Here is a 12,556-nt window from a genome sequence, read left to right as displayed (position 1 = left end):
TTGGAAGTTGCCCAGGCTAAAAGCAGAGCATCGCGCTGAACTCGCGCGTGATCTGTGTTTAGCAGACGCCCTCTTGGCGCAAGTCTTTCATAGCTTGCTAGGACAATTCCCAAGCTGAAACCAGAGACAGGGTCGATGTCCTCTATGCTCAAAGGGCTAGATCCATAAGTCTACGTTCCATCTCGGCGGAAGTCTCTTCGGAGAGATTCCACGCGCTCGATAAGGCAGAGGCCATTTCAACAGCTTCGTCTTTGCCGATGCCATCTAGCAGTGGGAGGAACGTTGAAGCAAAAGCAGCGACAAACACTCGTTGGGTGGATGGAAGAGGAACTGCAAGAAAGTCAATCGAGTCATCAACAGCTGCAGCGAGCTTCAAAAAGTCAATTGCAGGAGCAGCTCCAAGCTCTCGAAATCCGCAAACAATCCTCCAAGCTTCAGCGACCGGGTTTGGTGAAAGGTCGGTGTAGGGACGCTTCAAAAGAGCAAGCTTGGCGAGGACGCTGTAAACAAACTTGCGTAGATCTGGAGGTGTACCAATTCGAATCCAAGTGAATCTGCGAGTCATTGCAAGACTGACTTGCTCGAGTTGATTTTTATCAGCTTGGTTTAAAGTACAAATCATTGCCCATTTGGGGCCTGGGGCGAATTCATGCGGCTCCATTGCAAGATTAGCTTTTGGAAGCAGCCGGTAAAAAGCGCTTTGAGGGTCCTCAACATCAACTCGATATTGAAGATAAGTTGAATGACCGGAAAGCACTGCAAATAAAGGACCAATGACCTTGTCAATTGGGCAGCGGTTAAGTTCGTCGATGATGATAGGCTTGCTAAATTCTCTGAGCATAACGCCGGGGATGAAGCCCATTTTTCCTGGGCCTAGCGGCTGATAACCGCCAACAAGATCTTGTGAACTCCACGATGAAGATCCAGTGAGTAGGGTGTAACTTTCGCTTGTGCCGTCCCCGATGCTTTCAGCGATATATTGAGCCAAAGTGGTCTTACCGGTTCCAGGTGGGCCATGAAAAATGAAGTGTCGTTTACCCGCTCGAAGAGAAGCATTTATCAGGTCATACACTTCTTCAGGAATTCCGAATAGTTCGGGAGATGGAATGATGTTTGGCGAATCAGATGGATTTGCTGCAATTGCCGATCCAAAACAGCGCCTTAAGTCGAGTTCTAGTCGAGTGAGTTCATTTGGATCGCTAGGGTCGTAGGCAAAGGTTTCGGCCGTACCTGATGAGAGCCAAGATTGCAATGCGTCTGTTGCTGCTTCGTAGGTAATTATCCGGCCGTCAGGTAATTCGAATGGCTGCCGTGAGGCAAGAGACATCACCAAACTGATTTGCTGAATCTTTACGTTTGATTTGTTGTCAGCACGACCCTTGTAGCCAATTTCGCTTCGCTCCGGAGCAAAATCACTTAACGAATCACCGGAAGTGCCGACAGGTAGCGGTTTGCCAAAAGCGAACTGTACGATCCACTCCCAATCGCTTGGGAATGCATACGATTCGGCATCAACTTGCACAGAAGGCATTAGCCGAAATGCAGCTAAGGCACATCGACCCTGACCGTTATTTATGTAGCCAACAGTCCCCGCACCTTGTAATGGCTGCCCATCTTCGTTGCGGGCTAAGTCAACAGAAAGATCAGGCCCAGTTCCGTCGATACGGACGATCCACCTTGGAGGCTTACTGCTAATGTTTGACGGGTTTGCCCAATAACCAGTCTCTTGTGACACTGGTTCAGATAAGCTGAGGTCGCGGGTTCCGCATGTCCTACGGTCATAGGAAAAGTCCCGTAATGGAGCCGCGCAGGCTGAGCGTGTTGCAGCCTCCGCCCCAAGAATGTTCTTCTGCAAAGTTGCCAAGATGTAGCCCTTCGTGTGAATTATTTTTACCTTGTCCGACTAGTTCATGCCGCATCGGAAAGGCTGCCAATTTCCTCTTCATTTTCATCATCTGCGCCAACCAGCCCTGCGAATTTCCAAAGTCCTGATGTCGCGTCGTAAATGGCGTCGATGTTTTGCAAAATTCCACTGAGTTGTTGGCGATCAATCTTGCGTTTTGCAATTCTCTCTACATACATTTGCAGATCGCTTCTTGCAAGGCCTTGAGGGTGATCTTTTAGTGTTGAGGTAGCAGCTTCCCAAACAGATATACGGCGCGACTCACCCCACGGCTGTAGATAACAGTACTGACCTTTATCCATCCGCAAGCCATCCTTATTCCCAATTGATGTCAGCATCGATACTTCGTCCTCGCTACCGAGGCCCAAGAATGCAGCGGCTTCCGAAACATGCATACCTTCTTGTCTAGCTGAAAGCTCCTTTAGTAGGCGGTAAGCTGTTGCTCCAGCCTGCTCCATATCCACATCCCTACCTTCCAGCCCCCAGATTCCGGGTCCGATACGTACGAGCGGGCTTGTAGCCCATATTTGAAAGTGAATATTCAGCCCTCTGTCTTCGATAAGCTTTGAGCGAATCTGTGCCGTTGTCATCGGCTTTCCTTCACTCTCAATTAAGGAAACAATAGCTTGTTTAACATCTAGGCGCGCATCGGCGCTGTCTTTCCATTCACCTCGCACACCCCAAATCATCCGTCTCAAGTAGACTAGGCTCGAGGAATTAGCTAATGCAATATTGATGATGTATTTATCAAGCTTTCCTTCGTAAGAGAATCCACGGTTTAGAAGCTCGTTGTAAAGTTCACTGCTATGCCATTGCTTTGAAGGTGCCCCTCCCGCGACGATGTCCTCAGCCTCTGCTCTGACAGCCAGCATTTGTGATGCATTCAGAGGGCAATGCTTCATCAGACCGTAGGTGCCTCGGCCGAAAAGCATGCAAACTTCGGAAGCCGCCCTGCGTATATTGGAAGCGTTTGTTGCTTCATAGCTGGAATTGGCACGAATGCGACTTTGAATCTCATCTATATGCAAGGGCGTGTCTGATGCTTGCAATAGTCCCGCTACTAAAGCGGTTGCAGATTTTCCAAAGCCCGTGAAAATTCGAGAGCCATCAGGTAGCGCAGACCAAATGCAAAACTTGGAGACCTCTTCTAGCAAAGCTTCGCGCATATCCTCGCCTTTCCCTATCAAGGCCCCAGCTGCCTGCGATAGCGCGTCTTGCTCGCTAAGATTCTGGTCAGCTATTGCCATTAAGGTGCTTTTGGCATCGTCAATCGCTTCATGCCATTGGGCCTGAGTCATACGCGAAACCACAACTGCGTTGTTCCATGTCAGGATGTGGAATCCAAGTCGAGCAATGTTGTCTGAAATTTGTCGAAGTGGATTGACAAGATCGTCTGCGCCGTCAAACCATGGATCGATAGCAGAGAGACCATTAAGAAATAATGGGGCACTTCTTCCGCGAAGGTGCTCACTGACTTTGCTTGAAAGCTCATCCCAAAATGGATGAGATCGGACCTTTTTGTAAATCTTTACCTCGATCTGACGTACTCGCTCGCGGGTTAGTCCAATTTGATCAGAGATCTGTTGAAAGGTCATGGCCTCACAGCGGAATCCCATTCGTGCGGCCCAAATACCTCGTTCGTTTTGATCGAGATTTTGTCCCGCTTCTACAAGGCCTTCAGTGATATTTGCATATGCTCGTGTAGCAGGCTCCTTGGTGCCACTCGGTTTAGTATCGGATTCTTTAGTGTTTTCGTCAGATTCGGATTCCGGTCTGGGACCGCCCAACCGAGCGGGAATTACCCACTCAAGCTTCGTCTCAACTGCCCTTAATGGATGCCCAGTCGTGAAAAGATGAACCATTTCTCGGCTGATTTCATGGACAGATTTTTGGCCTAAATTTGGAAGCTTGTACAAACCTTTAAGCCCGTACTTGGCGAAATCGCCAATAGTTTTTAGATCATGTGCAGCACATACATTGTTTGATCGAACCGAAAGATTTAGAAGTGCAATTGGAGCGTTTAGGAGCCATGGGGGGGCTGATTTGAGATGGTCGATAAATGTGAGAGCGTTGGGTTGTTCGCTCTCCAATATTTCATAGCGACGAAGGCCTGCAAGATAGCGTGTATCCAAATCTAAATCTGACTCCCGTAAGAGGTAGGAGTCTTCGTCCCAAATTTTCGCCGCGCTTACCTTGTGCGCTAATTCAGGAATGTGTTTGGACAATGATGCAACCCATCCCCTGGGGCTGATATTTTCAGGTATTGATGGTGTGGGTCGCACCAACAGCGAATTTGATGACACATCATCAGTATTTTCCAATTGGTATCCGAAGCCATCGATTGCAGTATGAAAAGTGCACTCACCAGCAGATCCAATTGATATAGCACTTGCTTTCACTGGTAGGGGCATTGTTCCAACAGCCCCGTTTGATAAGTAGACAAGTCCTTCCTGTTTGCAGAGCAATTCTGCGACAGATTCCGTATCGGGTCGCTCAAACCCTACATGCACACCGACGGGATACTGCTTTTCGCAATTAGCTACGATTGCCGCTTCAGAAAGTGGCTCAAAGTCTCTAAAAACTTGGCAACCCCATTGGCCGTTCTCACCTTGGGAGAACAAAAATGCGCGAATTGGCCTCATTGGTTCAAGTCGCCATTTCTGCAGCTGTGTTCATTAGCGATGCGACATCGAGGAACCCTCCTTTGAATCGAGTTTGCATCTCCTTGATTCCCCAGTCTGCTAATCTTTCCGCATAGCCATACACACTTTGCCCTTCCAGATTTACTAACATTCGAATAGCAGCAGCGATTTCCCCGGTTGGATCTAATGTTGAAACAGCAATAAAGTTTCGGTTTTCAGCAGACAATTCGTCAAGTTGTGCTCCCATTGACAGCGCTAGGGCGATCCCCAGACGATATCCATCAGTCATTTCCGCTAGATAGCCGTCTTCCTTCATTTGAGTAAGAATAGAGTGGCATTTATTGCTCAGTCGCACTTGGGTGCGCTCATTTGGGATTGCAGTGGAGTTTGTAGTAAGTTCGCTCATTGGTTAATCCTTTCGATGCGCGAGTGCCTTAGGCTTACTTCCTTGATTTCATAAACACAGCCAACTTTTGATTTGAGTTGAACAAGGTCATTCGCTCGGTCAACTTCTCCTTCGTGAACAAACATAACGAGTTGAGATGTGGTGGTAGGCAAATAGGCAAGTATGTTCGCCCGATGCTTCTTGTCTAAGCGGCCAAATGGAGTGTCCATGACCACGGGGCCAGCTGACCGGCCCGCGTGAGCCAAACCATCTATGAGCGACAGGGCGACAATCTGTTCTGCACCAGCGCTTCTTATCGGAACCTCTTGACCGCGCTCGTCTAGTATCGTTAAACCATAATTGCTATTTATCCGTAGTCCTGAATATTGGCTTTGCGTAGTGAGTCTGCGAAAAGCCTGACTGGCCAAAACTTCTACTGTGGCTTTGAGATCGTCGCGCAACTGATCAATGCTTTTTGCGTACACCTTCTCCAGGGCAGATGCAATTTTGACCAATCGTGAACTTTTGGCAGCCCGCGCTTTCGGAAGTCCCTCGAGGATTTTGGAGATCATTGCTAACTCGCGTTGAAATCCAGTGTGTTTTTCTTGGCTTGATGCAATCTCGCCAGTAATTCGTGCAGCTTCCTTAATTAGACCGTCACGCATAAATCGCTTGCGTGCTATTTCGGCAGTGTCTTGACCTTTGATCAACTCGTTGAGTTCCTCAATTTGATTGTCAAGTTTTGTCAATTCGACACTAAGACGGTTTACTTCGTTGTCAATGAAAGCGATTTGACGTGCATCTGTGGGTTTCAATAATTTGTCCAGTGATTGCATATCGCTAGACAGTTTTGAGAACAACGCAATATCAACCTTAAATCCCAACAGTTCCGCTTGAAGCTTCCCGAGTTCTTCGCCTGCAGCTACACGTTCCTTTTCATGCAACTGTTGACCGCAAGCCTGGCAAGTTTCCGATTTAACGGCCTCTTGTAGCTGTGCAATCTTTGTCTCAACCTTGTCACGGGCGAGCATTTGGGTGGTGAACTTCGAATGCTCGTCCTGAATGTGTTCTCGCTTAAGAGTCAAAAGTGGTCGAATCACTTCCCTCCAGGAATCTTTGACAAGTCCTATCCTCTGTTGCTGAAGTTCATCTTGTCGTTTGGCAGCCTTATCTCTAGTTGAAATTGCGTCATCGAGCTTTTGCTTCGCTTGATATAAAGCTTCAACTTTTGCTAGATCGTCGTCAAGTTCTTCGCGATCCGTATTGACCTTTTTTAAACGTTCATGTTGATCTTTAATGTCTTTTTCAATTGAATCGATTTGTGTCTGGTAGTGCCTCTGCTTCTCGGCTTGGGACTCAAATCCCCCCATCTTCTGGAGATCTGCGGTCTGCTGCTTTTGAGCCGCTTTCAAAATTGTTTGAGCATCGTCCCGCCCTCGAATAAGAGTTGGCACTCCCAGGACCTGTTCGATCGCTTCTTTGATTGCCTTGCTTTGCTCGCTCCCGTCTATGAGCAGTTGCTCGTATTCGTCCAACAATTCGCCGTCAAAAAGAAAAAACCGTGATGTTTGCTCTGGAGCGAATCGATTTATCTCGGCGTCGATCAAATGATCACCTAAGGGGATGTCATCCTTGCGCATGCCTCGATCCATGACCAGGTCCTCGGAGCGGGTGGGCTTAGAGACCAATGCGCGTCTATTGGCGGTTCGTCGCATTTCATAACGGTGACCATCGGCTTCGAAGGTGACGACCACCTCCATAGACCAGTCGCCCTCCATGGTCGCTTCGGAATTAACAAGATCAAAGAGTGCAATTTCGCGAGAGTGCCGACCTATCGCTTTTCCATAGAAAACCCAACGCAATGCGTTAAGTAGACTGGTTTTTCCACGCATGTTGTCACCGAAAACCAACATTACATTTTTGTCGGCATCGGTCGGAAACGTTAATGACATCTTGCCCCTATAAGGCATGAAGTTCGTTGCGGTGAGGCTGTGCAGAATCATTTTTGTTCCTCTTCTTCGACCATTGCATCCAGCAAAGTTCTCAGCTCCTGCAATGAGACTTCACGAGTTTCATCACGGTCAAATTGATGCCTGCGCTGAATAGCAAAAGATTTGCGAAGCAGTTCCGTTGGCAAAGATGTATCCATCTCCGCAGCTTTCAGTAAGGCCGCAAGGGCCATATCATTGTCATTAGTCATTCTTCCTCCTGGTCTTCTTCAATGGCAGCTTCACCATCGGGTGAGGGGTCAATTCCCATTTCTAGCGCGATTCGCCGAAGGTCTGCTCCGGCACCCTTGTTTAGTGCTGAGTTGGCAAACTCTAATGCCCTAATCAATTCTGCTTTTAAGAGTGATATCTGTTCACTTTCGCTTTGAGGATCGATCGGTACTACGATCGCGTCATGAATTACCGCTAAGTTCTTTTCAGCAGACTTGCGTAGCACCCGCCCACGTCGCTGAATGAATTGCCTGGGGTTTTGGCTTGAAGCCAAAATGAAAGCGTGGCTAACCGCAGGTATGTCAACGCCTTCATCCAAGCACTTTATTGATACCAGTACACCACCGAATTTCTTGAACCAGTTAAGTGCATCGGACTTTTCGCCAGACATATTTGAATGGTATTCAAGTGGACGTAAGCCCTCGGCGCGGAGCTTGAGAAGCATTTCATTTAGCTGGTCCGAGTCCTCGCAATAGACCAGCCAACTTTGCCCCTCATTGAATTCCTTTTTAATCACACTTGTGGCCAGACCTGTTTTTACCCTTGCCTTCTTGGCAATTCGCGAGCGCTGGATAAGTAGCATCTTGGCTTTGTCGGACAGCCCCGTGCTGTTGTCCTTTTTCTTGGATTTCGCCAACTCGAAACTGATTTGCTTAGTGAGTTTTTTCCAGAGTTCAGATTCCTCATCACTTAGGTGGACGGCATGCGGAAAATACTCGTAGTTAACAAGTCTTCCTGCTGCAATCGCATCCTGTAAAGTAATCGCCGGGGGTATCACCGGGCCGAAGCGTGTGAATATTCGCTGTGTACCCTCTGGGTCTCCATATCGGATAGGAGTTGCCGACAAACCCAAGCTAGCGCCAGTTTTAATAGTTAGCGCGATGGAGTTTTTGGGGCTACCTATCTGATGGATTTCGTCCGCAACAATCAAAAGATGTTCGCCTTGATAGAGTCCGTTAATGAATGCATCGGTCGAAGCTGTCTGCATCGTTGCAATCACTACTCTGTTCATCCCAAGCCCTGGGCTCGTTTGCGAGCGCAGTCTTCCGCGATCTTTCCACTTGACATGCCCACTTCCTGCCATCAGAACTGATGCGTCCGGAATCTCCTCAAGTATTTCTCGCTTCCATTGCTCATGCAGCAATTGACTTGGGACAAGCACAAGTGCAGGCTCGCCAGTTGCCAGATGTTTTTTTATTGCCTCGATTGCGGTGAATGTTTTTCCGCTACCCGTTGCATGTTCGAAGACTCCGCGTCGACCTGCGTTTTCCCATAGTTCAATGGCTTTAGCCTGATGTGGCATCAGCCTTCTGCGACCAGAGTTCATAGGCCGTGGCGTATCACCGGTTGGGTCGTCTAAACCGGGTGCCGCAACTGACAATATTTTGCGTCTTTGGGCTTCAGGGAATTCAATCGTATCTACACCAGGCGTTTCGCCTTTCCACAATAAATCGAATATCTTTCGATGAGACTGAACTCTGATTTCGTCCGTGCTCAGCCAGCTTCTAAAAACTTCGATTGATTCGTGGTTACCTTCTGCATGCCAGGCACTCCAAGTTTCGTTCGCTGACCCCAAAAAACTTACATGGTGACCATTTCCATCCGCAAAGATACCGATTTTTTCGTGATAAATACCGTTTCCACCGTTGCGGATTGCGACTTTGATATCGAGTGTTTCGAATTTAATGAAGGTGGCTAAAAGCTTGGCTCGGTGGTCGGAGGCCGGGTCTGACAAAAGTTCATCAACGTCTCTGGTGATCGCACGCTCAATTGCTTCCTCTCTTTGAAGATATCCTGATGCAATAGCTTTGGAATCTTCTTCAGTGATGGATGGAGAACAAATGAATCTAGCCTTGCCTCCTCGCCTAGCAAAATCTAAAAAGGGCTGGCCAATCACTGCGAAGATACTTGACCTGAAGTAACCGACAGCTCGATCGTATGTGACTGACGAATCTAAGCATGGCTTATAAAAACCAGTTACAGGGTCTCTTTCACCTGTCCTGTAGTGCGAATCTAAAGGAAGTGTTGATAGGTCTTCGAAATCCCCAATTTGTTTATTGTTCAAGGCAGTTCACCTCCTGGTTGGAGATTCCTTGAGTACCCTGGCGCAAGTGCAGCGCTCTCCACTCCGTAGAGAGTTTGTGAATTTTTCAGCCAGAGGTGATGTTCTTTGGGATCCAAGGAGTGCTTGGTAGAACAATCCACTGACCATCGCCGTAGGGCATACCCAACCAGTGGTGCTCGCATGTCAAGGGCCAGCAAACCGTTGTTCATTCTGAAATCTGCTTCGATGGCTTTTGGGTGTGCAATGCCAGGGTGTGGAACCAGTTCAATATGGACAATCCGCGCCCACTGCACATCTGATTCGATCTGCTCTTCGACAGGGATGGGTGAATCAAGAGCCTTGGCCTTGACGATTCGGGTCAACGCAAAGTCAGCAAAGCGGTCTTTTTCGCGGTCATATGCGCGCAGATGCCAGCGCAGGCCAGTGTCGGCCAAGGCTAGGGGGCACAGCGTCTTTGTTGAGGCTCCAGAGGTCAACGACAGGTAGTTGACCTTGACCTGGCGTCTTCCGGCAATGGCGCGAGTAAGCGTCGCTAGTGTTTCGATTTCGGGTTTAACCAGGTCGCTGGCGCTTTCACAGGGGACAGAGCGCTTGAGCTTTTGGTCCATGTTGTCGCCAAAGCCTGCTCGGAACCAGGTGAGAACGCGCTCTGCTGAGTGTTCAAACAAGGGTGTGAAGCGGTCGGTCGTTGCGTACTTGCGTTGACCGGCGTCGTAGAAGAGGTTGAGTGGTGCCAGGCGACGGTAGGTGCTTAGGTCGCGTGCTGAAGCAGCAGGCTTGACCCCAAAGCGTCTCTCAATATCCGCGCGGGTCAGATCGCCACAGAAGAAAGCTTTGACTTCAATGAAGAAAAGTCGCTCTCTTTGCGTCTGCGTCAGGTCGTCAAGTGCAGCAGCAACACGTTTGTTGACCACGGATTTATCTCCACCTTATTTGCGAATGTTCCACTCTAGCATATTCAATGACTGCACTTAATCATTTTGATGCAGATAGGCGTCATTGGTGCTAGAATTTTTTTGAACGATAAGGTCGTACCCGGTCGGTTGGACCGAAATCATCACTTTTAGGAGATGAGCATGTCTTTTTGGCAAATCTTGGGGCGATTCGCTGTGTCCGACTCAGGGGAGACTTTGCAAAAAGTCTCGGATACCACCAGCGTATCGTCCGACGGCACGACCTACACAAAGATGGGCTCTACCACCTTTGGGTCAGATGGGTCTGTTTTCACTCAGATGGGAAGCTTCAGCACTGACGGCAGCACCCGCTTGGGAAGCTCGGCCACAGGACTCGGAGCCGTTTTTAACGACAAAGATGACTGGCCAAGCTCAAAAGCCGATAAGTTTGGCATGAGCGACGACAACTGGTAAAAAATGAATGAAAGTCCCGAGTGAATACTGCCCCGCATTTGCCTTCTAATCTTCAAGCTGTCGCGGACACTGTATTGCGAGAATTTTCGGCTGGTGTAGAAGCGCCTGAGGGGCTAAGTCTTATCTACGAGTGGCTGGAGGTCGATGGATGGGACTTTTTGATAAACGATCTTGGGGAGCAATCTGCCCTTAAGTTGGGTTACATCGCTCAACTTGAATTTTCAGACTCAGAGACTCGTTACAACCTTGAAATCCCCAAGGAAGTTGAAGTTCAAGATGCCGACCGTGTGAATTGGGCGCGACAACGAATTGAACATGGGCAAACCGGTGACGATGGTTATTTGCTTGCTTCGTTACACGCGTACCGTTTGACTGGTAGTGACGGATCTCATGCTTTTGTAGGCTGTCAGATCGAAATACATGGGCAAGGCGGGCCAGTGTGTGAATGGTGGGGACTTTGGAAGACCCCCGACGAATTTTATGAAGCCGTGGGCGATGGCGGCGTCAATTGGGTCATTCCACGTATGGGCGATATTTCGGATCAGGTGATTTTGTCGATGTGGGAAAAGAAGAAATCTCGAGGGAAAAAGCGTGCGCATTGAAATCGTCGTAGGTAACATCGTCCATCAACCTGACGTCGATGCCTTGGTTAATTCAGCAAATGCCAACCTTCGCTTTGGATCAGGTGTTGCCGGTGCAATTCATACTGCAGCCGGGCCAGAGCTTGAGCAATACTGCCGTCGCCATTCGCCGATTGCTCTGGGTGAAGCGGTTGTGACCCCCGGCTTTGAACTGCCAAACCTATTTGTGATTCACACGAGGGCAGCCAGCTTCATCAATGACGATCACCCCGAGAAATACCTCGACCTTGCTGTTGCGCAGACTCTCCGTGTGGCCAAAGAAGCAGGAATCAAATCAATGGCCATGCCCGCGATCGGAACTGGCGTTTTCAAGTTCCCACCAGAGTTGTCTGCTGAAATCATCATTAACGGCCTAGTGAGTCGAAGTGAGGACTACCCAGAGATCCATTTGGTACGGATTTGCGTTGGCACGCAAGAAATGAAGGGGGTATTTACTTCTACCCTCGAGTCGTCAACAACAAGATCTTAGCCACGCTCTATCGTGGACACTTGGTACGCATTAAGTTCAAGTGGATAAGAACGTTAAAAGCAGTATTCTTTAATCTTAAGAAATTTTTCTTGGTACATTTAAAAAGGATAACTAAATGGCCAAATCAGTCACTGTTGGGTCTCGCGTGTTTAAGACGCAATCAAGTGCTCTTGAGCACTTCAAGAAGATTCTGCACTCATATCAAGATAACGATCGAGTGAATGATGGCTCCCATCACACAGACTTAGTTGACCTTATTGACCGCTACGATCCCATTCTGGAAGCTGTGGGCGAACCGTTGAAGGGTAATGGCCAGATTGCTCATTTTGAACGACGATTAAATACAGGCACAGGCTGGAGCAGTTCAGGGTTTTGGGTTGTTCGTAACGACGGAAGCGAAACAGATTTTTCTTACATTGATGCGGTGAAAGGGAAACCCAAGGGCATTTCGCAGGATTTTTATAACGCTTGCCGCGAAGCTGTTGCTCTTGATCTGATTCAAGCAAAGAAGAAAGCCTTTAAAGACTACGGTGATAGTCAGGGGCGTGTCGTTTGCGAATTGACTGGAAAACTTGTCACGATAGATGAAGCGCATCTTGATCACGCCTGGCCTTTTTTTTCGCACATGGTTAGCGGCTTTAGAGCCGCGAGAGGCTGGAGCAGTGATGTGCCAACTGGAATTATTTCTGAACCTGCAGATGGTCAGATGAAGTCTGTTTTTATTGATCAAATAGTTGCAGATGCTTTTCGATCGTTTCACCATGCCCAAGCTGTGATGAGGATACTTTCGAAAGAGGCAAATCTTCAAACCGCGAGCGCTGCTAGAAAACCTAAGGTGGCGCGTCCCGTGAAAGTCTCTTAGAGA

General features: G+C 48.5%; 11 protein-coding genes. 4 read left to right on the top strand and 7 right to left on the bottom strand.

The features are described from left to right. Nucleotides 1-148: 148 nt before the first annotated feature. From B9Z40_RS10300 to B9Z40_RS10270, 7 genes are all read right to left on the bottom strand, one after another. A complete protein-coding gene (locus B9Z40_RS10300; protein WP_100173264.1) occupies nucleotides 149-1,531 on the bottom strand; it encodes an AAA family ATPase in 1,383 nt (460 codons plus the stop codon). A gap of 377 nt (nucleotides 1,532-1,908) precedes the next feature. Continuing rightward, nucleotides 1,909-4,545, bottom strand: a complete 2,637-nt coding sequence (locus B9Z40_RS10295; protein WP_100173263.1) for a DNA-directed RNA polymerase subunit alpha C-terminal domain-containing protein — start codon at nucleotides 4,543-4,545, stop codon at nucleotides 1,909-1,911. Between the two features lie 4 nt (nucleotides 4,546-4,549). Then, nucleotides 4,550-4,951, bottom strand: coding sequence for a hypothetical protein (locus tag B9Z40_RS10290; protein ID WP_143473963.1), 402 nt, complete (start codon nucleotides 4,949-4,951; stop codon nucleotides 4,550-4,552). Continuing rightward, nucleotides 4,948-6,933: an AAA family ATPase gene (locus B9Z40_RS10285; RefSeq protein WP_100173261.1), complete on the bottom strand. Its 1,986-nt coding sequence runs from the start codon at nucleotides 6,931-6,933 to the stop codon at nucleotides 4,948-4,950. Before B9Z40_RS10285 ends, B9Z40_RS10290 begins: the two co-directional genes overlap by 4 nt. Next, complete coding sequence (locus B9Z40_RS10280; protein ID WP_100173260.1) at nucleotides 6,930-7,130, bottom strand: hypothetical protein; 201 nt, start codon at nucleotides 7,128-7,130, stop codon at nucleotides 6,930-6,932. The genes B9Z40_RS10285 and B9Z40_RS10280 overlap by 4 nt, the downstream gene beginning before the upstream one ends. Further along, complete coding sequence (locus B9Z40_RS10275) at nucleotides 7,127-9,214, bottom strand: DEAD/DEAH box helicase family protein (RefSeq protein WP_100173259.1); 2,088 nt, start codon at nucleotides 9,212-9,214, stop codon at nucleotides 7,127-7,129. The genes B9Z40_RS10280 and B9Z40_RS10275 overlap by 4 nt, the downstream gene beginning before the upstream one ends. Then, nucleotides 9,211-10,128, bottom strand: coding sequence for a YafY family protein (locus B9Z40_RS10270; RefSeq protein ID WP_199172541.1), 918 nt, complete (start codon nucleotides 10,126-10,128; stop codon nucleotides 9,211-9,213). The genes B9Z40_RS10275 and B9Z40_RS10270 overlap by 4 nt, the downstream gene beginning before the upstream one ends. A 162-nt stretch (nucleotides 10,129-10,290) precedes the next feature. Between B9Z40_RS10270 and B9Z40_RS10265 the strand changes: the two genes are divergently transcribed. The 4 genes from B9Z40_RS10265 (at nucleotide 10,291) to B9Z40_RS10250 (ending at nucleotide 12,553) form a co-directional block, all read left to right on the top strand. Continuing rightward, nucleotides 10,291-10,581 carry a hypothetical protein gene (locus tag B9Z40_RS10265; protein ID WP_143473962.1) on the top strand — a complete coding sequence of 97 codons (291 nt, stop codon included), beginning with the start codon at nucleotides 10,291-10,293 and terminating at the stop codon, nucleotides 10,579-10,581. Between the two features lie 20 nt (nucleotides 10,582-10,601). Next, complete coding sequence (locus B9Z40_RS10260; RefSeq protein WP_143473961.1) at nucleotides 10,602-11,183, top strand: hypothetical protein; 582 nt, start codon at nucleotides 10,602-10,604, stop codon at nucleotides 11,181-11,183. After that, nucleotides 11,173-11,691 carry a macro domain-containing protein gene (locus tag B9Z40_RS10255; RefSeq protein ID WP_100173256.1) on the top strand — a complete coding sequence of 173 codons (519 nt, stop codon included), beginning with the start codon at nucleotides 11,173-11,175 and terminating at the stop codon, nucleotides 11,689-11,691. The genes B9Z40_RS10260 and B9Z40_RS10255 overlap by 11 nt, the downstream gene beginning before the upstream one ends. Before the next feature lie 115 nt (nucleotides 11,692-11,806). Next, entirely contained in the window at nucleotides 11,807-12,553 is a 747-nt protein-coding gene (locus tag B9Z40_RS10250; protein WP_100173255.1) for a DCL family protein, read from the top strand. Nucleotides 12,554-12,556 lie beyond the last annotated feature (3 nt).

The sequence above is a fragment of the Limnohabitans sp. 15K genome (assembly GCF_002778285.1).
Lineage (GTDB): Bacteria > Pseudomonadota > Gammaproteobacteria > Burkholderiales > Burkholderiaceae_C > Limnohabitans_A.
Note: the sequence above shows the minus strand (reverse complement) of the source record. Positions and strands in the feature narration are given on the sequence as shown.

Excerpts from the sequence above, each read along its gene's own strand:
- B9Z40_RS10295 (WP_100173263.1), bottom strand. The coding sequence starts at position 4,545 with ATGAGGCCAATTCGCGCATTTTTGTTCTCCCAAGGTGAGAACGGCCAA.
- B9Z40_RS10285 (WP_100173261.1), bottom strand. The coding sequence starts at position 6,933 with ATGATTCTGCACAGCCTCACCGCAACGAACTTCATGCCTTATAGGGGC.
- B9Z40_RS10300 (WP_100173264.1), bottom strand. The coding sequence starts at position 1,531 with ATGCCTTCTGTGCAAGTTGATGCCGAATCGTATGCATTCCCAAGCGAT.
- B9Z40_RS10265 (WP_143473962.1), top strand. The coding sequence starts at position 10,291 with ATGTCTTTTTGGCAAATCTTGGGGCGATTCGCTGTGTCCGACTCAGGG.
- B9Z40_RS10250 (WP_100173255.1), top strand. The coding sequence starts at position 11,807 with ATGGCCAAATCAGTCACTGTTGGGTCTCGCGTGTTTAAGACGCAATCA.
- B9Z40_RS10280 (WP_100173260.1), bottom strand. The coding sequence starts at position 7,130 with ATGACTAATGACAATGATATGGCCCTTGCGGCCTTACTGAAAGCTGCG.
- B9Z40_RS10290 (WP_143473963.1), bottom strand. The coding sequence starts at position 4,951 with ATGAGCGAACTTACTACAAACTCCACTGCAATCCCAAATGAGCGCACC.